General features: G+C 70.5%; 19 protein-coding genes and 2 tRNA genes. 14 read left to right on the forward strand and 7 right to left on the reverse strand.

The window, feature by feature from the left end; translation table 11 throughout:
* The first annotated feature begins 41 nt into the window (after positions 1-41).
* The gene (locus ACFYY7_RS01100; RefSeq protein ID WP_388655567.1) at positions 42-674 is read left to right on the forward strand and encodes a histidine phosphatase family protein; all 633 of its coding nucleotides are present in this window, start codon (positions 42-44) and stop codon (positions 672-674) included.
* Here the strand turns inward: ACFYY7_RS01100 and ACFYY7_RS01105 are convergent.
* Positions 664-2,088, reverse strand: a complete 1,425-nt coding sequence (locus tag ACFYY7_RS01105) for an amino acid permease (RefSeq protein WP_388655569.1) — start codon at positions 2,086-2,088, stop codon at positions 664-666. The genes ACFYY7_RS01100 and ACFYY7_RS01105 overlap by 11 nt on opposite strands.
* Positions 2,089-2,609: 521 nt before the next feature.
* Here ACFYY7_RS01105 and ACFYY7_RS01110 point away from each other — a divergent pair.
* On the forward strand, positions 2,610-3,206 hold the full coding sequence (locus ACFYY7_RS01110; RefSeq protein WP_388655571.1) for a biotin transporter BioY: 597 nt from the start codon (positions 2,610-2,612) through the stop codon (positions 3,204-3,206).
* Here ACFYY7_RS01110 and ACFYY7_RS01115 read toward each other — a convergent pair.
* Both ACFYY7_RS01115 and ACFYY7_RS01120 read right to left on the reverse strand, forming a co-directional pair.
* On the reverse strand, positions 3,187-4,494 hold the full coding sequence (locus ACFYY7_RS01115; protein ID WP_388655573.1) for an FAD-binding oxidoreductase: 1,308 nt from the start codon (positions 4,492-4,494) through the stop codon (positions 3,187-3,189). The two genes, ACFYY7_RS01110 and ACFYY7_RS01115, sit on opposite strands and share 20 nt — an antisense overlap.
* Before the next feature lie 73 nt (positions 4,495-4,567).
* Positions 4,568-6,040 carry an amino acid permease gene (locus ACFYY7_RS01120; RefSeq protein WP_388655575.1) on the reverse strand — a complete coding sequence of 491 codons (1,473 nt, stop codon included), beginning with the start codon at positions 6,038-6,040 and terminating at the stop codon, positions 4,568-4,570.
* A gap of 272 nt (positions 6,041-6,312) precedes the next feature.
* Between ACFYY7_RS01120 and ACFYY7_RS01125 the strand changes: the two genes are divergently transcribed.
* Complete coding sequence (locus ACFYY7_RS01125) at positions 6,313-6,801, forward strand: ribose-5-phosphate isomerase (RefSeq protein ID WP_376631343.1); 489 nt, start codon at positions 6,313-6,315, stop codon at positions 6,799-6,801.
* A gap of 92 nt (positions 6,802-6,893) precedes the next feature.
* Positions 6,894-7,703 carry an Fpg/Nei family DNA glycosylase gene (locus ACFYY7_RS01130; protein WP_388655577.1) on the forward strand — a complete coding sequence of 270 codons (810 nt, stop codon included), beginning with the start codon at positions 6,894-6,896 and terminating at the stop codon, positions 7,701-7,703.
* A 19-nt stretch (positions 7,704-7,722) separates the two neighbouring features.
* On the opposite strand, the gene ACFYY7_RS01135 is transcribed toward ACFYY7_RS01130, so the two are convergent.
* The gene (locus tag ACFYY7_RS01135; protein WP_383710171.1) at positions 7,723-8,955 is read right to left on the reverse strand and encodes a GNAT family N-acetyltransferase; all 1,233 of its coding nucleotides are present in this window, start codon (positions 8,953-8,955) and stop codon (positions 7,723-7,725) included.
* A gap of 105 nt (positions 8,956-9,060) precedes the next feature.
* On the opposite strand from ACFYY7_RS01135, the gene ACFYY7_RS01140 reads away from it, so the two are divergent.
* Entirely contained in the window at positions 9,061-10,206 is a 1,146-nt protein-coding gene (locus ACFYY7_RS01140; protein ID WP_266733045.1) for a PP2C family protein-serine/threonine phosphatase, read from the forward strand.
* Between the two features lie 127 nt (positions 10,207-10,333).
* On the opposite strand, the gene ACFYY7_RS01145 is transcribed toward ACFYY7_RS01140, so the two are convergent.
* Positions 10,334-11,527, reverse strand: coding sequence for a cation:proton antiporter (locus ACFYY7_RS01145; protein WP_388655579.1), 1,194 nt, complete (start codon positions 11,525-11,527; stop codon positions 10,334-10,336).
* A 295-nt stretch (positions 11,528-11,822) separates the two neighbouring features.
* Between ACFYY7_RS01145 and ACFYY7_RS01150 the strand changes: the two genes are divergently transcribed.
* The 3 genes from ACFYY7_RS01150 to ACFYY7_RS01160 are packed head-to-tail and all read left to right on the forward strand — an operon-like array spanning position 11,823 to position 15,658.
* Complete coding sequence (locus tag ACFYY7_RS01150) at positions 11,823-12,668, forward strand: ABC transporter ATP-binding protein (RefSeq protein WP_388655581.1); 846 nt, start codon at positions 11,823-11,825, stop codon at positions 12,666-12,668.
* Positions 12,668-15,142, forward strand: a complete 2,475-nt coding sequence (locus ACFYY7_RS01155; RefSeq protein WP_388655583.1) for an FtsX-like permease family protein — start codon at positions 12,668-12,670, stop codon at positions 15,140-15,142. Before ACFYY7_RS01150 ends, ACFYY7_RS01155 begins: the two co-directional genes overlap by 1 nt.
* Positions 15,143-15,151: 9 nt before the next feature.
* A complete protein-coding gene (locus ACFYY7_RS01160) occupies positions 15,152-15,658 on the forward strand; it encodes an HD domain-containing protein (RefSeq protein ID WP_388655585.1) in 507 nt (168 codons plus the stop codon).
* Positions 15,659-15,715: 57 nt separating this feature from the next.
* Here ACFYY7_RS01160 and ACFYY7_RS01165 read toward each other — a convergent pair whose 3' ends face one another.
* The gene (locus ACFYY7_RS01165) at positions 15,716-16,867 is read right to left on the reverse strand and encodes an acyltransferase family protein (RefSeq protein ID WP_388655587.1); all 1,152 of its coding nucleotides are present in this window, start codon (positions 16,865-16,867) and stop codon (positions 15,716-15,718) included.
* Between the two features lie 515 nt (positions 16,868-17,382).
* Here ACFYY7_RS01165 and ACFYY7_RS01170 point away from each other — a divergent pair.
* On the forward strand, positions 17,383-17,577 hold the full coding sequence (locus tag ACFYY7_RS01170) for a hypothetical protein (protein ID WP_266733056.1): 195 nt from the start codon (positions 17,383-17,385) through the stop codon (positions 17,575-17,577).
* 106 nt (positions 17,578-17,683) lie between these two features.
* Here ACFYY7_RS01170 and ACFYY7_RS01175 read toward each other — a convergent pair.
* Positions 17,684-17,757 (reverse strand) — tRNA-Gly (locus tag ACFYY7_RS01175).
* Positions 17,758-17,922: 165 nt separating this feature from the next.
* Between ACFYY7_RS01175 and ACFYY7_RS01180 the strand changes: the two genes are divergently transcribed.
* The 5 genes from ACFYY7_RS01180 to clpX all read left to right on the forward strand — a co-directional run bounded on the left by ACFYY7_RS01180 (position 17,923) and on the right by clpX (position 22,714).
* Positions 17,923-17,999 (forward strand) — tRNA-Pro (locus ACFYY7_RS01180).
* Positions 18,000-18,210: 211 nt separating this feature from the next.
* Entirely contained in the window at positions 18,211-19,629 is a 1,419-nt protein-coding gene (gene tig, locus ACFYY7_RS01185) for a trigger factor (protein WP_388655589.1), read from the forward strand.
* A 265-nt stretch (positions 19,630-19,894) separates the two neighbouring features.
* Complete coding sequence (locus ACFYY7_RS01190; RefSeq protein ID WP_177328013.1) at positions 19,895-20,500, forward strand: ATP-dependent Clp protease proteolytic subunit; 606 nt, start codon at positions 19,895-19,897, stop codon at positions 20,498-20,500.
* Positions 20,501-20,577: 77 nt separating this feature from the next.
* Positions 20,578-21,258, forward strand: coding sequence for an ATP-dependent Clp protease proteolytic subunit (locus ACFYY7_RS01195; RefSeq protein ID WP_323185784.1), 681 nt, complete (start codon positions 20,578-20,580; stop codon positions 21,256-21,258).
* A gap of 157 nt (positions 21,259-21,415) precedes the next feature.
* Positions 21,416-22,714, forward strand: coding sequence for an ATP-dependent Clp protease ATP-binding subunit ClpX (gene clpX, locus ACFYY7_RS01200; protein WP_072483632.1), 1,299 nt, complete (start codon positions 21,416-21,418; stop codon positions 22,712-22,714).
* Positions 22,715-22,754: the final 40 nt, after the last annotated feature.

Genomic DNA, 22,754 nt, shown 5'->3' on the forward strand with positions numbered 1-22,754 from the left:
CACCCGCACCCGAACGGAGAAGCCATGAGAACGGAGATGTCATGACCGGGAGCCCGGCCACCCTGCTGCTCGCCCGCCACGGCCAGACCGTCTGGCACGCGGAGAACCGCTACGCCGGGGTCAGCGACATCGCCCTCACCGACGAGGGCCGTCGCCAGGCCCGGCGGCTGGCCGAGTGGGCGGCCCGGAGCGAGGTCGACGCGGTCTGGACGTCCACGGTCGGCCGTGCGATCGAGACCGCGCGCCCCGCGTGCGAGGCGCTCGGCATCACGCCCCGGCGCGAACACGAGCTGCGCGAATGCGACTTCGGTGAGGTGGAGGGGCGGACCCTGGCGGAATTCGCGGCCGAGCACCCGCAGCGGGCCCGGGAGTACCGCGCCGACCCGGTGGCCCACCCCTTTCCGGGGGCCGAGGACCCCCGGGCCGCGGCGGCCCGGGGGTCCTCGGCGCTGCGCCGGATCGCGGACGCGCACCCGGGGCAGCGGGTGCTCGTCGTCGCGCACAACACCCTGCTGCGGCTGGTGCTGTGCGAACTTCTGTCGATTCCGCTGGGCTCCTACCGCCGGGTCTTCCCGCAGCTGCGGAACGCGGCGGTGAGCGAGGTACGGATCGGGGAGGCCGGCGGTGCGCTGCTCTCCCTCAACGTGCCCTGTGCACCGGAGGTCAGCCCTTGACGGCCGCTGCCGCCGCCCGCCGCTGCCGTACGAGACCGATGGCGATGAGCACCGCGGTCAGGACGCCGGTCGCCAGCAGCTGGTCACGGGTGTCCGGCTGGCGCAGCATCAGGAGGAAGATGCCGCCCATCGCCAGGAGCGCCAGCAACGGCAGGACGGGGAAGAACCACATCCGTACGACGAGCAGCTCCGGGGCGGTGCGCTCCAGCCGGACGCGCAGGATCAGCTGGGAGACGCCGATGAAGATCCAGACGACCAGGATCACCGCGCCGATCATGTTGAGCAGCCACGGGAAGACGTCGTCGGGACGCCAGTAGCTGAGCAGCACGCACAGGAAACCGAAGACGGACGAGACCAGGACCGCGGCGCGCGGGACCCCCGAGGAGATCTTGCCGAGCCGCTTCGGGCCCTGGCCGCGGGCGACCAGCGAGCAGGCCATGCGCGAGGCGCCGTAGATGTTGGCGTTCATCGCGGAGAGCAGGGCGATCAGGATGACCACGTTCATGATCTCGGCCGCGCCGCTGATGCCGAGGTGGTCCAGGGCCGCGTAGAACGGGCCGACCGTCGCGACCTTCGGGTCGTCCCACGGGACCAGCGTCACGACGACCGCCATCGAGCCGACGTAGAAGAGCGCGATCCGCCACATCGCCGTCCGCACGGCCTTGGCGACACCCTGCACCGGGTTCTCGGACTCGGCCGCGGCGATGGTGACGGTCTCCAGACCGCCGTACGCGAAGACGGAGGCGAGCAGCCCGATCACCAGGCCCTCGGTGCCGTTCGGCATGAAGCCGCCCTCACCGCTGAGGTTGGCGGTGCCGGGGGCGTCCGTACCGGGCAGCACGCCCAGGATCGCCAGCACGCCGAGGACCAGGAAGAGCGAGATCGCGACGACCTTGAGGGCGGCGAACCAGAACTCGAACTCGCCGAACTTCGTCACCGAGGCCAGATTGGCGCCCAGGAAGACCACCATGAACAGCGCGACCCAGGCCCACTCCGGCGTGCCGGGCAGCCAGCCGGTGACGATCTTCGCCGCGCCGATGCCCTCCAGGCCGACGGCCACACAGAGCAGTACCCAGAACGCCCAGCCGGCGGTGAACCCCGCCCACGGCCCGATCGCCCGCTCCGCGTGGACGGAGAAGGAACCGGAGGCCGGGTTCGCGGCCGACATCTCGCCGAGCATGCGCATCACGAGCATGACCAGCAGCCCGGAGACGGCGTAAGCGACGATGATCGACGGTCCCGCGGCGGCGATGCCCGCGCCCGAGCCGACGAAGAGTCCGGCGCCGATGACCCCGCCGAGGGCGATCATCGACAGGTGGCGCTGCTTGAGCCCGTGGGTGAGGGCCGAATCGGCCCCGGCGTCGGAGACGGCGGCCGGGGAATCGGTGGGGGGAGACACGGAATTCCGAGACATGGACAAGCTCTGTTCGATAGGTGAGACGAGATAGGTGGGGCGAGGGGGTCCGGGCGGTATGTGGGGGGCGTGCGCGCACAGTCTGAGCACGCACCCCGCCCACGGGGAACCACTGTCCGCTATACGGGCACGATGCTCACACAAGGTGCACACCCGGACACGGGCGGAGTTCGGCCGGGTCGCGGCCGGGTCGGCGCCCGCTCGGCCACCGGTCGGCCCCGGGTCGAAGCCGGCGCTCCATCCCGGACGGAAGCCGCCGGTCCACCCCCGGTGGAACCGGATGGAATTGGCGGGAACCTACAGTCCCTCCCGGCGACCCCGCCCGACCGGATCGGAGGCGCTCCGCCCCCACCTCAGTGACGAGCATCACGCCGTCGTGCGATTGCTTACCGCCCATTGTGCGAACCCCACCAACGCCCCGGTCGACGCTTTGTGGGCCACTGATGGTGATCGAGCGTTAACCCGTGGGCTAACGTCGGGCTCAGTCTGTCCCCACCTGCCCTCACCCCCGCGGAGTCCCGATGAGCACTGCTGCCGCCGCCCCTGCCCGCACCGGAGCGGTCCTCGCCGACCTGCTGCCCGCCGCCAGGCATCGTTACGCCGTCGACACGGCCCTGGTCCTCGGTGGCGCCGCGCTCACCGGCATCGCCGCCCAGATCGCCGTACCGGTCCCCGGCTCCCCGGTACCGGTCACCGGCCAGACCTTCGCCGCGCTCCTCGTCGGCACCGCGCTCGGCGCCCGCCGCGGCTTCCTCTCCCTCGCGGTGTACGCGCTGGTGGGCATGGCGGGCATGCCGTGGTTCTCCGAGGGCAACTCCGGAATGGGCTTCCCCTCGTTCGGCTACGTCCTCGGCATGCTGCTCGCCGCCGCCGTGGTCGGCGGCCTCGCCCGCCGTGGCGGCGACCGCTCCGTGCTGCGTACCGCGGGCACGATGGTGCTGGGCTCCGCGATCATCTACGCGGTCGGCGTCCCGTACCTGGCGCTGGCCACCGGCATGTCGGCGAGCGCCGCGATCGCGGCCGGCCTGGTGCCGTTCCTGATCGGTGACGCGGTGAAGGCCGCGCTGGCCATGGGCGCGCTGCCCGCGGCCTGGAAGCTCATCGGCCGCCGGGGCTGATTCCGTAGCTTCCCCCGAAGAGGCTCGCCGGGTCGTGGTGCGACACCAGACCGGCGAGCCTCCGCTGTGTCCGGGCGTCGTGGAAGCCCTCGGTCCGGTCCCCGCCGCCGAAGGAGAAGCCGAGCGAGCGGCCCAGGGCGTCAGGGGCGAGCAGCTCGGCCACCTCCGCGTACAGGGCCCGTACCGAGGCCACGTCCGTGCCGTCGAGCGGTGAGAGCAGCCGCAGCAGGAACCCGGCCTCGCGGTACGGCACCGCGTTGTCGACGGCGGGCCGGGCGGCGAGCGCGCCGCCCAGGTGGTTGAGCTGGACCACGGTCATCATCGGAGCCTTCGGCCCGGTCAGTTCCAGCACGCGTCCGGCACGGTCGGCGTCAAGCCCGTCGAGCACCACGCTGTCGCCGTAGTACGCGTGCGGGAACGGCGGGTCGCTGTGAATGGTGTGGCTGTCGGCGTACGGCATCTCCCGCAGCGAATCCGCCGCCGCGGGCCCGATCGCCCGCAGTGGCGCGACCAGCCGCTCGCCCTCTGCCGCGCTGCCGGTGTACGCGACCCGTACCGAGAGCACGTACCGCCCGCGCAGCGGCTCCGGCAGCTGCGGGGAGTCGGGGTACCGGATCGCCGCCAGCGAGGACGTCAGGGCGTCGGGCACGGTCCGGGTCCACTCCAGATAGCCGCCGACCACCTCTTCCGCCGCGACGCCCGCCCCGTCCCCGCAGAAGGCGATCGAGCCGCCGTACAGCCGCTCGGCCCCGACCAGGCCGATCTCCATGGCGGTCACCACGCCGAGCCGGTGGCCGCCGCCGCGCAGCGCCCAGAAGAGGTCGGGCTCGCTGTCCGGGGAGACATGGCGCAGCGCCCCGTCGGCCGTCACCACGTCGAGGGAGCGCACATGGTCGGCGGCGTATCCGAACTGCCTGGCCAGGACGGAGAGCCCGCCGCCGAGGGTGTAGGAGACCGCGCCGACCGACGGGGACGATCCGTTCAGCGCGGCGAGGCCGTGCGGAGCGGCGGCCTCGGTCACCTGCCCCCAGGTGACGCCCGCGCCGATCCGGGCGGTGCGGCGGACCGGGTCGATCTCCACGGAGTCCATCCGGCGTGTGCTGATCAGGACCCCGCCCTCGATGGCGCCGGGCAGCCCGTGGCCGGTGGCGTGGACGCGGACCGGCAGGCCGCGCGCGGCGGCGTCGGCCACGGCGGCGCGTACGTCCTCGGCGTGGGCGGCCTCGACGACGAGGTCGGGGCGGATCGCGAAACCGGTCTGGAAACCGGTCGGGGCGGTGGTGGTCATGGAAAGGCTCTCCGATCGCTCGCGCGGTGTCGCCCGAGAGGGAGAGCCTTTCCGGTAAACCTGACAGCGGCCGTCAGGTATTGGCGGGCGTCTTCCCGGCCGTGCCGTTCCGGCGGTTCCTGGCCTCACGGACCAGCGAGATCGCCACCACCAGCGCCGCGACGAGCAGCGAGAGCAGCACCTGCTCACGTCCGCTGTCGTCGGTCAGCATGTAGACCAGCACGAACGAGATCATCGCGATGGTCGCCCAGGTCAGGTACGGGAAGAGCCACATCCGTACGACCAGCTTCTCCGGCGACTCGCGCAGGATCATGCCGCGCATCCGCAGCTGGGTGAAGCAGATGACCAGCCAGACGAACAGGGCGACCGCACCGGAGGAGTTCAGCAGGAACTGGAAGACGGTGTCGGGCCACTTGTAGTTGAAGAACACCGCGACGAAACCGAAGACCACCGAGGACAGGATCGCGGCCTGCGGCACGCCCCGCTTGTTCGTCCGGGCGAACGCCTTCGGCGCGTCCCCGCGGCCACCGAGCGAGAAGGCCATCCGCGAGGCGGTGTAGAGGCCGGAGTTCAGGCACGACAGCACGGCGGTGAGGACGATGACGTTCATGACCTCTCCGGCGTGCGGGATGCCGATCGAGTTGAGGGCGGCGACATAGCTGCCGTCCTTCACGATCGACGGGTCGTTCCACGGCAGCAGGGTGAGCACGACGAAGATCGAGCCCAGGTAGAAGACGGCGATCCGCCAGATCACGCTGTTGGTGGCCTTCTGGACGGCGCGCTGCGGGTTCTCCGACTCACCGGCGGCCAGGGTGACGATCTCGCTGCCCATGAAGGAGAAGACGACCATCAGCACACCGGTGAGGATGGCGCCCGGCCCCTCGGGGAAGAACCCGCCGGTGTCGGTGAGGTGAGCCAGCCCCGCGCCGGGGTTGTCCGAACCGGGCAGCAGTCCGAAGACGGCGAGCAGTCCGACGACCACGAACGCGCCGATCGCCACGACCTTGATCCCGGCGAACCAGAACTCGAACTCGCCGTACGACCCGACCGAGACCAGGTTGGTCGCGGTCAGCACCACCATCACGATCAGCGCCCACGCCCACTGCGGGACGCCCGGCACCCAGCCCTCCAGGATCTTGGCACCCGCCGTGGCCTCGACGGCGAGCACCACGACCCAGAAGAACCAGTACAGCCAGCCGATCGAGAAACCGGCCCAGCGGCCCAGCGCCTGGTCGGCGTAGGCGGAGAAGGAGCCCGAGCTGGGGCGGGCCGCGGCCATCTCGCCGAGCATCCGCATCACGAAGACGACCATCAGGCCGACCAGGGCGTACGACAGCAGGATGGCGGGTCCGGCGGCGGCTATACCGGCACCGGAGCCCACGAAGAGGCCCGCGCCGATCACGCCCCCGATGGCGATCATCGAGAGATGGCGGTTCTTGAGCCCCGGCTGGAGACCGTCCGGGGAGGGGGAGGCGGAGGGGCTGTGGGGGGAGTCCGGCTCGCCGGGCCGTTCGGCCGGCCCGGCCGTGGTGGTCTGCGACGTCATGGAGTCGAATCCTTACGTTCTCGGATCACGCGATGCGTGCCCGGCCGCCGCAGTGGGGTGCGACAGCGAGTGATGCATTGAAGCCCAGAGAACCGCAAAAGCGGAACCCCTTCTTCCGGATCGTTTGCCCGATTGTTGCCCGAGTGGCCCATCTCACACGCGATTTGCGCATCATGGTCACGCGGTGTGCGTCGCAGGTCCCCTGGCGTGACGGCCGGAGCGTTCCGACCCCGATGGCGGCTGCCCCGCTTCGTACGTGCCACACTCGGAACATGCGCGTGTACCTCGGCTCGGACCATGCCGGCTATGAACTCAAGAACCACCTCGTCGAGTGGCTCACGTCCCAGGGCCACGAGGCCGTCGACTGCGGCCCCCACATCTACGACGCCCAGGACGACTACCCGCCGTTCTGCCTGCGTGCCGCCGAGCGGACGGCCGCGGACCCGGACAGCCTCGGCATCGTGATCGGCGGCTCCGGCAACGGCGAGCAGATCGCCGCCAACAAGGTCAAGGGCGTCCGCGCCGCACTGGCCTGGAGCGAGCAGACCGCCGCCCTGGGCCGCGAGCACAACAACGCCAACGTGATCGCCATCGGCGGCCGGATGCACTCGGTGGAGGAGTCCACCAAGTTCGTCGAGATCTTCCTCGCCACCCCGTACTCCAACGAGGAGCGTCACACCCGCCGCATCGAGATGCTGACGGCGTACGAGACGACCGGCGAGCTCCCCCCGATCCCGGCCCACCACCCGCAGCAGGGCTGACCGGCCTCCACCCCCGTGCCGCCGGTGCGCCCGGCGGCACAGCCATGTCCGCCCCCGTATCCCACCGAGTCTCGCCGAGGAGAGCCGCCACCGTGCCCGAGGGACACACGATCCACCGCCTGGCCGCGGACCACCGGGACAGGTTCGCCGGGGGTCCGGTGCGGGTGAGCAGCCCGCAGGGCAAGTTCTCGGCCGGCGCCGCGCTGCTCGACGGCCGGCCCCTCACCGACGTGGACGCCCACGGCAAGCACCTCTTTCTCGGCTTCGAAGGCACCGGCTGGGTCCACATCCACCTGGGCCTGTTCGGCAAGCTCGGATTCGGTACGGTCCCGGCCCCGCCGCCCACCGACACGGTCCGGCTGCGGCTGCTGAACGACGAGCACCACGCGGATCTGCGCGGCCCGACGACCTGCGCGCTGATCACCGACCCGGAGAAGCGCGCGATACACGACCGCCTCGGGCCCGACCCGCTGCGCACCGACGAGGACGGCGAGCGGGCCTGGCTGCGGATCTCCCGCAGCCGGATCACCGTCGCGGCCCTGCTGATGGACCAGAAGGTCATCGCGGGGGTCGGCAACGTCTACCGCGCGGAGGTGCTGTTCCGGCACGGGATCGACCCGTACCGCCTCGGCAGGGACCTCACGCGCGCGGAGTGGGACGCGATCTGGGCGGACCTGGTGGCGCTGATGCGCGAGGGCGTGCGGAACAACCGGATCGACACGGTCCGTCCCGAGCACATGCCGGAGGCGATGGGGCGCCCGCCACGCGTCGACGACCACGGCGGCGAGGTGTACGTCTACCGCCGGGCCCGCCAGTCCTGCCACATCTGCGGCGGCGAGATCCGCACCGCCGATCTCGCCGCCCGCAATCTCTTCTGGTGCCCGGGGTGCCAGAAGGCATAGAAGGCCCCCAGGGTCCGTCCTAGAACCCCCGCGGCAGCCACGGCGCCGTGTCCGACAGGAACGCCGACGACGCCTCCGCCAGCGCACCCGCCCGCAGCTCCCGTACCCGCCCGGCCAGCCCCAGCGAGCTCAGCGACTCGCCGCCCAGATACGCCGAGCCCAACTCCCGTACCGAGAGCGCCAGATCGGCCGCGTCCTCGGTCCGCCGGCACGTCGCGGCGCCCTTCGCGTCGGCCGTGAGCCGCCAACGCCCCGCGTTCCACGGGCAGAACGCGTCCTCCACCTCGAACACCACGTCCAGCGGGCCCCGGTACGACCGGGCCTCCAGCGCCGCCCCCAGCTCCACGATGCGCACGTGGAGCGAATCGCGGACCCGGATGTTGCACCGCCGCACGTCCGACACCAGGTGCAGCACCGCGTCGTCGACCGGACGGTTGCGGGCCACGATCGTCGTCATCAGGTCGATGTCGAAGACGAACCGCCACAGCGCCGCGTACGCCGCCGGGTCCAGGGCGGCCAGGTCGTTGACCACGACGGTGCCCTTGGGGCCGGCCGGCTCCCACTCCGGCTTCATGTGGTACGTCACATTGCCGACGATCTCCCCGTCCCGCTCCGCCAGCACGCACTGCTGCGCCGAGGAGCCCTGCCGGCTGGAGACCGGGTCGACCATGGGCTTGCGCTCCCAGCCGGGCCCGTGGACCGGGACGCCGGGACGGCCGGAGACCAGCCGCTCGTACACGCTCTCGCACGCCGCCATCGCCTCGTCCGGCTTCGCGTGGCGCAGCCGCACCTCGTCCGTGCCCGGCGGCACGTCCAGCCGGATCCGGTCCTTCTCGATCGTCAGCGACATCTGCCGCGAGGCGGCGCCGTAGCCGAAGCGGCCGTAGATCACCGGCTCCGAGGCCGTCAGGACGGCGATCGGCTCGCCCAGCGCGCGGATGTCGTCCAGCTGCCGGCGCATCATCGAGGTAAGCAGCCCGCGACGGCGGTGTGTGGCGGCGACGCTCACCATCGTGATCGCGGCGGCGGGCACCAGCGCCCCGCCCGGCACCGCGACCCGGAAGCTGAACGCCCCCGCCGTGCCGACCACGTCGTCACCGTCCCAGATGCCGAGCGACCGCTCGTGCTCGGTCAGCTGCTCGAACAGCTCGCGCTCCTCGGGAGTCTCCCCGTCTCCGCCGAACGCCAGCTCCAGACACCCGAACCATTGGTTCCATTCGGACGGACGCAGTACGCGAAGCTCAGTAGTCATGGGCCATGCCTACCAGGGGGCAGGGCGGCGGGGCGACCCGATTTCGAACGCATTGTCACGGGGTCCCCCTGCACCTCGGGCGGCCGGGTAGATAAGGTCCCCGCAATGGCCCGTCGCGCAGGAGCAGACACGTACCCGGCCCGATTGCGGAAATCGGCGCACCGGGCACGCATCGCGCTGCGCAAGTCCGGGGTCGACTACTTCCGCGGCGACGGCTCGGACTGGATCGCGCTGGCCGGTCTGCTGCTCACCATTCCGGCCATCACCTGCGCCACCCTGTTCAACGCCGTGTGGTGCTCACCGGCCGCACTCGTCCTGCCGATCGTCGCGGGCGGCCTGCTGCTGCGCCCGGCCAGCCTGCTCGGCCTGTACGCGACCGCCGCCACGGCCCTGATCGTGGAGTCGCTCGCGCTGGGGCCGTACGGCGACGGCCCGGCCCGGGTGACCCCCGGGATCGTCCTGGTGGTCGCGGCCTGCGGCTTCTTCGGGCTGGTCCTCGCCCAGTTCCGGGCCAGGGTCGGGGTGCCGTGGCGGCGCGGCGGCACCATGCTCTTCGACCTGCGCGAACGCATCCGGGTACAGAGCGCGCTGCCCCGGCTGCCGCAGGGCTGGCACCGGGAGATGGCGCTGCGCCCGGCGGGCGGGCAGTCCTTCTCCGGGGACTTCGTGGTCGCCGCCCGGACCAACGGCGGACGGACCCTGGAGGCCGTGCTCACCGATGTCTCCGGCAAGGGCATGGACGCGGGCTCCCGCGCCCTCCTGCTGTCCGGGGCCTTCGGCGGGCTGCTCGGCTCGCTGCCCCCGCACGGCTTCCTGCCGGCGGCCAACGGCTATCTGCTGCGCCAGGACTGGGACGAGGGGTTCGCCACCTCGATCCATCTGGTCCTGGACCTCGAATCGGGCGACTACGAACTCCTGTCGGCCGGACACCCGCCCGCCCTCCAGCTCCACTCGGGCAGCGGCCAGTGGGAGGAGAAGGCGGCCGAGGGGCCGCTGCTGGGGGTGTACGACGGGGCGCAGTTCGACGCCGTGAAGGGCTCTCTGGCCCCCGGCGACGTGCTGATGCTGTTCACGGACGGCCTGGTCGAGGCGTCCGACCGCGATATCGCGGAGGGCATCGACCGGCTGACCGGCGAGGCCGACCGCTATGTCGCCACCGGCTTCGAGGGCGCGGCCTGGCACCTGATCGAGGCGTGCGCCAAGGACGTCAACGACGACCGGGCGCTGCTGCTGCTGTCGCGCAGGTCCTGAACCGCGGGTCCTGACCGCGCTGTTGCTGTCGCGCAGGTCCTGAGCCGCGCGGCACCGGCGCCTCCGGGTACGGGGGCGAGCGGGCCGAAGCCCGTCTCCCCGTACCCGGAACGCCGAGGGGGCCGGCTCAGGCCGGGACCGAGAGCTTCCCGGCCTCGCTGTCACCGCTGTTCCCGTCCTGGCCCCGCCCGCCGGGCAGGATGCGGGCCAGCCAGTGCGAGCGCCCGGCCGCCAGCGGGGAGAGGACCGCGAGGACGAGCACGTACCCGGCGATGAACGGCGGGAGCCGCTCGTCCAGCCCGGCGCCGGCCGCCATCGTGGCGAGGATCAGCGCGAATTCGCCGCGGGCGGTCAGGGTGGTGGAGATGTTCGCCGCGGCCTGCGGGCCGAAGCCGTAGACCCGTGCGGAGACCATGCCGGAGAGGATGTTCATCGCCACGGTCAGCACGACGGCGGCAAGCACCGGCCACATCACTCCCGGCAGATCGCCGGGGTTGATGGAGAGTCCGAAGGCGAAGAAGAAGATCGCCCCGAAGGCGTCGCGCAGCGGGTGGACCAGCTTGAGGATGCGCCCGCCCGATGTCGTGCTGCCGAGCATCAGACCCACCATGAAGGCGCCGATCGCGTCCGCGACCCCGAACCACTCGGAGACCCCCGCCACGAACACGGCGGCGCCGAGGAAGGAGATGACGAGCAGTTCGTCGTCCGAGGTGTGGATCAGCTTGCTGATGAGCTTCGTGCCGAACCGGGCGGTGAGCGCGAGCAGCAGCAGGAAGCCGAACGCCTTGCCCCCGTCGAGCACCGCGGCGGCGAGGCTGTCCGAGCGCGACAGGATCGGTTGCAGTGCGGCGAGATAGAGGGCGAGGAAGATGTCGTCGACGACGATGATGCCGAGGATCGTCTTGGTCTCCGGGCTGGCCAGGCGTTTCGTGTCGACCAGGATCTTGGTCACGATGGCGGACGACGAGATCCCGATGACCCCGGCCAGGACGAGGGCCTCCGAGGTGCCCCATCCCAGCACGAAACCGAAGGCGAGCCCGGCGCCGACGTTCAGTGCCAGATAGACGGAGCCCGCGATGAGCATCTTGCGGCCGCCGGCCTTGAGGTCGTCGAGGTGGAATTCGAGACCGAGGTAGAAGAGCAGCAGCACCAGACCGAGCGCGGAGAGCATCTCCAGCTCGTGCGGGTCGGCGACGAGCACGATCCCGGGGGTGTGCGGGCCGAGCAGGATTCCGGCCAGGATGAACAGGGGGATGGTCGGCAGCCCGATGCGGCTGCCTACGCGGGCGAGAACGGCGGCGGCCAGGAAGGCGCCGCCCATGGCGATGAGCGTGTCTGCGTGTCCGATGAGCCCAGTCCTTCGTCAGGTCAAGAGAACGTCAAGGAATCGTCAGTAATTAGTTTACCGAACGATTGACCTTGCAACTGTGCCCCCTCTCCGGGCACCGGCCCCAAGCCCCGCCGTGACCTGCCCGGATCCGCCTTCCCCCGGAGCGGACCTGGGGTTTTCCCCACCCCCGATCCGCCAGCAGCCGCCATGTTCCCGGCCCACCCCTGATCCGTAGCTTCGAATCACGGTCGAAGAAGCGGCCGTCGAGCAACGGAAGGCGGACATCATGGGGCTGCGACGCACCCGGCAGCGCGCGCAGGACAGTCAGTACCCGGCGGACTTCCACCAGGGGCCCGTCCCCGCGGACCTCGCCGTCGAACTGCGCGGTGTCCGCAGGCAGTACGGCCGGGGCGGCTCCGTCGTCCACGCGCTGCGGGGCATCGACCTGGCCCTCCCGCGCGCCAGCTTCACCGCCGTCATGGGGCCCTCCGGCTCCGGCAAGTCGACCTTCCTCCAGTGCGCGGCCGGGCTCGACCGCCCCACCGAGGGCTCCGTACGCCTCGGCGGCACCGAGATCACCGGCATGAGCGAGAACCGGCTCACCGAACTGCGCCGCACCCGCCTCGGCTTCGTCTTCCAGGCCTTCAACCTGCTGCCGTCCCTGACGGTCGAGCAGAACGTCGTCCTGCCCATGCGCCTGGCCGGACAGCGCACCGGCTCCGCCCGCGGCCGCCGCGAAGCCACCGAGATGCTCGACCGGGTCGGCCTCGGCGACAAGGGCCGCCGCCGCCCCAGCGAGCTCTCCGGCGGCCAGCAGCAGCGCGTCGCCGTCGCCCGCGCCCTGGTCACCCGGCCCGACGTGGTCTTCGCCGACGAGCCGACCGGAGCCCTGGACACCACCACCGCCGCCGAGATCCTCGCCCTGCTCCGCAACGCGGTGGACGGCCTCGGCGCCACCGTCGTCATGGTCACCCACGACCCGACGGCCGCCTCCTACGCCGACCAGGTGCTCTTCCTCGCCGACGGCGCGATCGTGGACCGCCTGCCGCGCGCCGGCGCCGCCGAGATCGCCGCCCGGATGGCCGCACTGACCGCACGGACCGCGCCCGCCCACGCCGGAGCAGCAGCCTGATGTTCATCCCGCACGCCCCGAACGGCCTCGCCCGCGCGGCCGTCCGTTTCAAGCCCTCGTCGTTCATCGGGACCTTCGTCGCGCTCCTGCTGGCCGCGGCCGTCGTCTGTGCCTGCGGCATCCTGACGGAGAGCGGCGTGCGGGCGTCCGTACCCCCGGACCGCTACGCGAAGGCCCCGGTGGTGGTCGCCGCCGACCAGAAGGTCCATCTGAAGTCCGGCAGCGGCGACAGCGCGGAGGAGAGCGACGTACTCCTCCCGGACACCGCGAGGCTGCCCGAATCCCTGGTCGCGAAGGCCGCCTCGGCCCCCGGCGCCGCCACCGCGATCGGGGACGTCGGCTACTCCGTACGACAGGACGGCACCCCCCTCACCGCCCACGGCTGGGGCTCCACCGCCCTCACCGGTACGCGGCTGCTCACCGGCGACGCGCCCACGACCGGCGAGGCCGTCGTCCCGGCCGGGACCAGGAGCCGGGTGGGCGACACCATCGCCCTCGACACACCCGCGGGCGTACGGGAGTTCCGGGTGTCGGGCACCACCGGCACCGACGCCACCGTCTGGTTCGCCGACCGGCAGGCCGTACAGCTCTCCGGCCACCCCGGCCGGGTCGACGCCATCGCCGTGCTCGCCGGACCGGGCACCGCCACCGGCACCCTCGCCGGCCAGGTCCGCGAGGCAGTCGGCCACACCGCCACCGCCCGGGTCCACACCGGAGACGACCGGGGCACCGTCGAGACCCCGGCCCTCGCGAGCACCGAGGAACTCCTGCTCGGACTCGGCCTCTCCTTCGGCGGCGTCGCCACCATGGTCGCCGTCTTCACCGCCGCCGGCACGGTCGCCCTCTCCGTGGGGCAGCGCAGCCGCGAATTCGCCCTGCTGCGCGCCATCGGCGCCACCCCGCGCCAGCTGCGCCGCACCATCGCCACGGAGTCCCTGCTCGTCGCCCCGATCGCCGGGGCGCTCGGCTGCCTGCCCGGAACTGCCCTGGCCAAGTGGTGGTTCGGCCAGCTCCGGGACCGGGGAGCGGTGCTCGACAGCGTGACCCTGCACATCTCCTGGCTGCCGCTGACCATCGCGGCCGCCACCACCATGCTCACCGCGCTCGGCGCCGGCTACCTCGCCGCACGGCGCCCCGCGAAGATGAAACCGGGACTCGCCCTGGCCCAGTCGGCCGTCGAACGCGCCCCGGTCGGCTTGATCCGCACCCCGCTCGGTATCGCCGCCCTCGTCGGCGGCGGGGTCCTCGCCAAGGTCGCGGCCTCCACGTCCGGCGACGACTCGGCGAACGCGGCCCTCGGCATCGTCATGCTCTTCATGCTCGCGGTCGGGCTGCTCGGCCCGGTGATCGCCCGGATCTGCGCCGCCGTCATCGGCCTCCCGCTGCGCGCCACCGGCGCGTCGGGATCGCTGGCCGCCGCCAACTCCCTCACCAACTCACGCCGGCTGGCCTCCGCGATCACCCCGATCGTGCTCGCCATGGCCTTCTCGTCGACGCTCGTCTTCATGCAGACCAGCCAGGAGCGGGTCACCGCACACCAGCAGCGCGACGCCATCACCGCCGACCACATCGTCACCGCCCCCGCCCCACTCGCCTCCGACGCGACCGAACGGGCCGCCGCCACCCCCGGCGTCTCCACCGCCGTCGGACTGCTCCGCAGTTCCGTACTGGTGCCCGGCGGCGGGGGCGTGGAGCTGCAGAGCGCCTCCGCACAGGGCGTCATCGGCTCCGGCACGGACCTCGGAGAGGTCCAGGACCTCGACGTCAGGACCGGATCCCTCACCGCCCTGCGGCCCGGAACCGTCGCCGTCGACACCACGCTCGCCGACTCGGCGGACCTGAGCACCGGCGACCGGCTCGCCCTGCGGCTGCCGGACGGCACCAAGGCGACCCCGGAGGTCGTCGCGGTCTACGGACGCGGCCTGGGCACCAGCCTCGTCACGCTCCCCGCGGCCGACCTGAAACACCACATGACCTCGCCGTACGCCTCCGACATCCTGGTACGGGCCACCCCCGCCGCCGCACAGGAGCTCACCGCGCTCGGCACCGTCACCGACGCCTCCGGCTACGCCGCCGCACAGGACAAGGACCGCGAGCTCAACGCCTGGGCCAACACCGTCATGGCCGCGGTGCTCGGCGGATTCGCCGCCATCGCCGCAGTCAACACCCTGGTGATGACCGTTCTGGACCGTCGCCGCGAACTGACCATGCTGCGCCTGGTCGGCTCCACCCAACGTCAGGTCATGGGCATGATCCGCTGGGAGGCGCTGCTGGTCACGGTGGCCGGCGCCGCGCTCGGCACCGCCATCGCCATGGCCACGCTCTTCCCGATGATGAGGGGGCTGACGGGCGAGTCCCCGTACATTCCGCCGGTCCTGTACGGGAGCTTCGTCGCCGCGACCGTCGGCCTCGGCCTCGCCGCCACCCTGATCCCGGCGCGGGCCGCCCTGCGCGGCAAGGCCGCCCGTCCGTAGAGTCGGGCCATGCCCGAGCCGCAGACACACCTGACCCTGGCCGAGGTCGAGGCGATCGCCCGCGAGGCCCACGCCGAACAGCGGGACAAGGCGGGACGCCCGTACACCGAACACCTCGCCGCCGTCGCCGATGAGGTACGGATCCGGGGCGGCAGCGACGAACAGATCGCCGCGGCCTGGCTGCACGACGCGGTCGAGGACGACGCGCTGTCGGAGCGGTGGCTGGCCGACGCCGCGCTACCGCAGCAGGTGAAGGACATGGTCCTCGCCGTCAGCAGACGTGACGGCGAGGACCTTCGTTCGTACACCCGGCGCATCCTGGACACCCCGGGCGCCCTGCTGATCAAGGAGTCCGACCTGGCGCACAACGCGGACCCGGCCCGCCTCGCCGTGCTGGAACCGGCGACCCGTACCCGGCTGACCGAGAAGTATGCGCAGGTACGGGCGCTGCTGGGGCTCACACCGGGCGAACCGCCCGCCGAGCAATCGGTTCAAGCCAACACGGCGGAGGACTGATCAACTTCCCGGCCGGGCCCGGACCGGAGACCGGATCGGCCCGGAGACCGGCCGGGCTCAGAGCCGGGCCGAGGCCCGGCGGAACGCCCAGTCCATGTCCGGCTCCGTCACCGGGCGCAGTACCCGGCGCACCGGTGGCGTGCACAGCAGCGTGACGGCGGCGGCCGCGACCACCGAGACGAGCACCAGCCCGGCGGGGGCCGAGAGCCAGTCGTAGACGTCGAACACCCCGGCGTACCCGGCCCCCTTGATCAGGAAGCCGTGCAGCAGATAGCCGCAGATCGTTCCGGTGCCGAGCACCGTGAACCACATGCGGCGGCGCGGCACCCAGGCCAGGAACCCGATGGTGAGCAGCAGCGCGCAGCCGAACATCGCCAGCGTCATCACGGCACCGGACCACCACGGGGCGCCCATCTCCTGCGCGCTGTTGCTGCGGTAGAACCAGCCCAGCTGCATCCGGGGCGCCGCCCAGTACGCGAACAGCAGGGCCCCGGCGAACAGCGGCAGCGCGAGCATCCGCACCTCGCGCCGGCGCACCAGCTCGAAGTGCTCGGGCTTCAGCCGCAGTCCCAGCACGAAGAACGGCAGGAACTGCAGAACACGCTGGAGATCGAGGTCGTCGCCGATCGTCGGGGAGAAGGAGGCGAGCACGGCGATGACGAGCGCAACCGGCAGCGGATGGCGCAGCGCCTGCCAGAGCGGCGTGGTGATCCGCCAGATGAACAGCGCGATCAGGAACCACGTCAGGTACCAGGGGTCCATCAGGCTGATCGACCGGTCGGCCGTGTCGTCCGCGTACCGCTTGAACAGCGAATACGCCGTCTCGAACACCACATAGGGCACGGCGACACCGGTGACCAGGCGCTTCACCTTCGCGGCGGACATGTCGAAGGAGCGGGAGAAGTAGCCGGAGATGATGATGAACGCCGGCATGTGGAAGGTGTACGCCACCATGTACAGCGCCCGGGCGGTCCGGCTGCCGTCCATCACCGGTTCCCATGAGTGCGCCACCGCGACGAGCACGATGGCCAGATATTTGACGTTGTCGAAGTAGGCGTCACGCCGCTTCGCCGGTGCGGAGGCCGGAGGCTTGTTCGCCACCGGTGCGGGGGGTGCAGCGGTGGCGGTCGTCCCTCGGTGTCTGGGCTCCGGCTCCCGGGTCGCCGATGGGAGCGGGGCCCTCTGAAATACGTTCGGAGCGTGGAACATCTCATGCACCTTAGACGCCCCGATTGCAATTCGTAAAACCGCTCGGGGATATCGCTCGATCCTGCCTTGTGTTCCTGTCCAATCGAAAGCGAAACCACCGGCAACCGCCCGCTATGCACCGATTCATCCACCTTAAATGGCGCATATCGGCAGCCTGTTGGGCGGCGTGAATTTAATCGCACTCGGGCCTGGGAATTGCATGTGAATGAAGTGTGTGGATATGGAAACCGTCACATTCGTGAGCCATTGTGAATGTGTGATTCACAGCTCGCACACAGGGTTGCGGAACACCGCTCGCGGACTTGCGGGGCATGGGCGGAGCCGTGTGCGACCCCTCGTGCGGTCGTGCGCCCCGGATGCGCGCGGGGGGCGCAAGGATGGCGAGATCCCGCCACTTCGATCCGTCACCCGGCAGCGACCACAGGGGAGTTGGTGGCACGATGGACGGGACGGAGGAGTGCTCGGCCGCACACCTCCGGGCCGGCAAGGCGGACCGACCAAGGGTGTGATCAGTCGTGGCCATTTCACTGTCTGTGGTGCTGATGTTGGCGATCATCCTGGTGGTCCTGATCCGGGGCGGCTCGATCAAGCCCGGGCCGGCGATCGTCGCGGCGCTCTTCGGCTTCTTCCTGGCATCGACCGGCATGGCGCCGTCGATCACCAGGTTCATGAACTCGATAGCGGAGACCATCAACCAGATCTCCTTCTGAGTCCGGTCCGCCGCCCGCGCTCCGGCACGGGCGGCGGACCGGCGCAGTTCATACGGAACGCAAAAGGCCCGGTCCGGCGAGGAATTCGCCGGACCGGGCCCAAGCATGGAGCGGGCGACGGGAATCGAACCCGCGTAGCTAGTTTGGAAGACTAGGGCTCTACCATTGAGCTACGCCCGCAAAGCCGCACCGCAGGTCCGGGGACCGGCGGCACGTGAAGCATCGTAGCGGGTCGCGGAGGCTGCCCGCACACCCGATTGCGGCCACCCGGTGTCACGTCCGGTGCCACCCGCGGAAAGCGGCCGATGCACTGCCTGACTGCATGTACCCTACGTGTCGCACCGACGGGGTGTGGCGCAGCTTGGTAGCGCGTCCGCTTTGGGAGCGGAAGGTCGTCGGTTCGAATCCGGCCACCCCGACCACCGGCAAGATCTCAGGACCACACGAGCAAGATCCAGGGACCACCCGCAAGATCGCAGACCACGGGCAAGATCGCATTGTGGGAGTCCGACTCCTTGCCGTTACTATGCAAAATGCGTGCCCGTGTGTCTGATGTACCGGGCTCGGTCCGCGAAGCCGCCTCCAGTGCGGTGGAGCAGAACCCCAAGAAGTCAGCCACAAGGAGACCGAACCGTGAAGAGCGCCGTGGAGACCCTGAACCCGACCCGGGTTCGGCTCACTGTCGAGGTGCCCTTCGAGGAGCTCAAGGACAGCCTCGACGCGGCGTACAAGAAGATCAACCAGCAGGTCACGGTGAAGGGCTTCCGCAAGGGCAAGATCCCTGCCCGGGTCATCGACCAGCGCTTCGGCCGCGGTGCGGTGCTGGAGGAGGCCGTCAACGACGCCCTCCCGAAGTTCTACACCGAGGCCGTCAACGAGGGTGAGCTCAACGTCCTCGGTCAGCCCGAGGTCGACATCACCGAGCTGAAGGACGGCGAGCTGCTGGCCTTCACCGCCGAGGTTGACGTACGCCCCGAGATCGAGATCCCGGACTACTCCGGCATCGAGGTCACCGTCGACGCCCTCGAGGTCAGCGACGAGGACGTCGAGAAGGCCGTGGAGCAGCTCCGCGAGCGCTTCGCCTCCACCAGCCCGGTCGAGCGCGCCGCCGCCGAGGGCGACGTCGTGACGATCGACCTGCAGGCCAAGGTCGACGGCGAGGTCCTGGAGGACGGCGTGGCCGAGGGTGTCTCGTACACCATCGGTTCCGGAGAGCTCCTCGACGGCATCGACGCCGCCGTCACCGGCCTGGAGGCGGGTGGCGAGGCCACCTTCACCTCCGAGCTGAAGGGTGGCTCCGCCGAGGGCAAGGAGGCCGAGGTCACCGTCAAGGTCGCCACCGTCGCCGCCCGTGAGCTCCCCGAGCTGGACGACGAGTTCGCCCAGATGGCGAGCGAGTTCGACACCCTGGACGAGCTGAAGACGGACAGCCGCAAGCGCCTGGAGAACACCAAGCAGTACGACCAGGCCACCCAGGCCCAGGAGCGTGTCCTGGACGAGCTGCTCAAGCTCGCCGAGGTCCCGATCCCGGAGAAGCTGCTCGCGGACGAGGTCCAGACCCGCAAGCACAACCTGGAGCACCACCAGCTCGGTCAGATGGGTCTGACCCTCGACAAGTACCTGGAGATCCAGGGCAAGACGGTCGAGGAGTTCGACGCCGAGACCTCCGAGCAGGCGATCAAGGGCATCAAGACCCAGTTCATCCTGGACGAGATCGTCAACAAGGAGAAGCTGAACGTCAACCAGGAGGAGCTCACCGAGCACCTCATGCGGCGCGCTGCTTCCTCCGGCATGAGCCCCGACCAGTTCGCCCAGGCCGTCGTCGAGGGCGGCCAGGTGCCGATGCTCGTCGGCGAGGTCGCCCGCGGCAAGGCGCTGGCCGTGGTCGTCGAGGCCGCCAAGGTCGTCGACACCAACGGCGAGGTCGTCGAGCTGGAGGACGACGAGGACGTGGTGGAGGAGGCCATCGAGGCCGTCGAGGCCGCCGAGGGCACCACCGAGGCCGCGGCCGACGCCGCCGCCGAGGCCGCCGAGGAGAAGAACGAGGCCTGAGCCTCGCGCTGAACCCGAACGACGGGCTCCGGACGCATGTGCGTCCGGAGCCCGTCGCCGTATGGCGTACGGTGCCCCACAACCCTTGTGCGGACTGCGGAGCTTGCGCTCCCAGCGAACAGTTGCGGAAGCGGGATGGCGTTGTCCTACCTGCGCGTTAGGGTCCATGAATAGGAAGGGCAGGGGAGCCCCCGCCCACCCGGTACGAAGACGCTGAGACGGCCGGAGCCGTCAGAGACGAGCAGGTGGATACGTGACGAATCTGATGCCCTACGCCGCCGGAGAGCCGTCCCTCGGTGGAGGCCTCGGTGACCAGGTCTACAGCCGGCTGCTCGGCGAGCGCATCATCTTCCTCGGTCAGCAGGTCGACGATGAGATCGCCAACAAGATCACCGCGCAGCTGCTTCTTCTCGCCGCGGAGCCCGAGAAGGACATCTACCTCTACATCAACAGCCCCGGCGGTTCGGTGACGGCCGGCATGGCGGTCTACGACACCATGCAGTACATCCCGAACGACGTCGTCACCATCGGAATGGGCATGGCGGCCTCGATGGGCCAGTTCCTGCTCACCGGCGGCACCGCGGGCAAGCGCTTCGCGCTCCCGAACACCGACATCCTCATGCACCAGGGTTCGGCCGGCATCGGCGGCACGGCCTCGGACATCAAGATCCAGGCCCAGTACCTGCTGCGCACCAAGCAGCGGATGGCGGAGATCACCGCCCGTCACTCCGGCCAGACCGTCGAGACGATCATCCGCGACGGCGACCGCGACCGCTGGTACACCGCGGAGGAGGCCAAGGAGTACGGCCTCATCGACGAGATCATCACGATCGCATCGGGCGTTCCGGGCGGCGGCGGCACCGGCGCCTGATCCGGTCACCGGATCCGGCTCCACCGCCCCGCGCACCTCTCGTACGCCGAGACACCCAGCCACAGAACGCCACCAGGATGGTGAACACCCACATGAACAACTTCCCCGGCGCCTCCGCGAGCGGCCTCTACACCGGCCCGCAGGTGGACAACCGCTACATCGTGCCGCGCTTCGTGGAGCGCACCTCGCAGGGCGTGCGTGAGTACGACCCGTACGCGAAGCTCTTCGAGGAGCGCGTGATCTTCCTCGGCGTGCAGATCGACGACGCCTCCGCCAACGACGTCATGGCGCAGCTGCTGTGCCTTGAGTCGATGGACCCGGACCGGGACATCTCGATCTACATCAACAGCCCCGGCGGCTCGTTCACCGCGCTCACCGCGATCTACGACACGATGCAGTTCGTGAAGCCGGACATCCAGACGGTCTGCATGGGCCAGGCGGCCTCCGCCGCGGCCGTGCTGCTCGCCGCGGGTACGCCCGGCAAGCGGATGGCGCTGCCCAACGCCCGTGTGCTGATCCACCAGCCGTCCTCGCAGACCGGCCGTGAGCAGCTCTCCGACCTGGAGATCGCGGCCAACGAGATCCTGCGGATGCGCACCCAGCTGGAGGAGATGCTGGCCAAGCACTCCACCACGCCGATCGACAAGATCCGCGACGACATCGAGCGCGACAAGATCCTGACCGCCGAGGACGCCCTCGCCTACGGTCTCGTCGACCAGATCGTGTCGACCCGCAAGCAGGCGGCCACGGCCGCCTGACGTCCGCCTTCACCCCTTGGCACACCGAGTTCGCCCGGTCTCCGCCGTGCGAACCGTGCCAAGGGGGGCCCGAACGGGGGGCCAGGCAAGGTACCGTCGGATAGAGGCACCAGGAGCCGCTGAACCAAGCTGCTCCCAGGCGAAGGGGAAGCACCTCGTGGCACGCATCGGTGATGGCGGCGATCTGCTCAAGTGCTCGTTCTGCGGAAAGAGCCAGAAGCAGGTGAAGAAGCTCATCGCGGGACCCGGTGTGTACATCTGCGACGAGTGCATCGATCTCTGTAACGAGATCATCGAGGAGGAGCTCGCAGAGACCTCCGAGGTGCGGTGGGAGGAACTCCCCAAGCCGCGCGAGATCTACGAGTTCCTCGAGGGGTACGTCGTCGGGCAGGAGCCCGCGAAGAAGGCCCTCTCGGTCGCTGTGTACAACCACTACAAGCGGGTCCAGGCGGGCGAGAACGGCGGCGCGCAGGGCCGCGACGACGCCATCGAGCTGGCCAAGTCCAACATCCTGCTGCTGGGCCCCACGGGCTCCGGCAAGACGCTGCTCGCGCAGACGCTGGCCCGCATGCTCAACGTCCCGTTCGCCATCGCCGACGCGACGGCGCTGACGGAGGCCGGCTATGTCGGCGAGGACGTCGAGAACATCCTGCTGAAGCTGATCCAGGCCGCGGACTACGACGTCAAGAAGGCCGAGACCGGGATCATCTACATCGACGAGATCGACAAGGTCGCCCGCAAGAGCGAGAACCCGTCGATCACCCGCGATGTCTCCGGCGAGGGCGTCCAGCAGGCCCTGCTGAAGATCCTGGAGGGCACCACCGCCTCCGTACCGCCGCAGGGCGGCCGGAAGCACCCGCACCAGGAGTTCATCCAGATCGACACGACGAACGTGCTGTTCATCGTGGGCGGCGCCTTCTCCGGCCTGGAGCGGATCATCGAGTCCCGGGCAGGTGCCAAGGGCATCGGCTTCGGCGCGACGATCCGTTCGAAGCGGGAGATCGAGGCGAGCGACCAGTTCCAGGAGGTCATGCCGGAGGACCTGGTGAAGTTCGGGATGATCCCGGAGTTCATCGGCCGGCTGCCCGTCCTGACCTCGGTCCACAACCTGGACCGCGAGGCGCTGCTGCAGATCCTCGTCGAGCCGCGCAACGCGCTGGTGAAGCAGTACCAGCGCCTCTTCGAACTCGACGGCGTCGAGCTGGACTTCGACCGCCCGGCCCTGGAGGCCATCGCCGACCAGGCGATCCTGCGCGGCACCGGAGCACGTGGCCTGCGGGCCATCATGGAGGAGGTCCTCCAGTCGGTGATGTACGAGGTGCCGTCCCGCAAGGACGTCGCCCGCGTCGTCATCACGGCCGACGTCGTCCGCAACAACGTGAACCCGACGCTGGTCCCGCGCGAGCCGCGGACGATCGGCAAGGGCGACGGCGGGCGGCACGAGAAGTCCGCGTAGCAGCAGGCGAAATCGGACGGAAGGGGCGCCCGGCCAGGAG

It is taken from the genome of Streptomyces sp. NPDC001933 (genome assembly GCF_042890955.1).
In the GTDB taxonomy this organism is placed as follows: domain Bacteria; phylum Actinomycetota; class Actinomycetes; order Streptomycetales; family Streptomycetaceae; genus Streptomyces.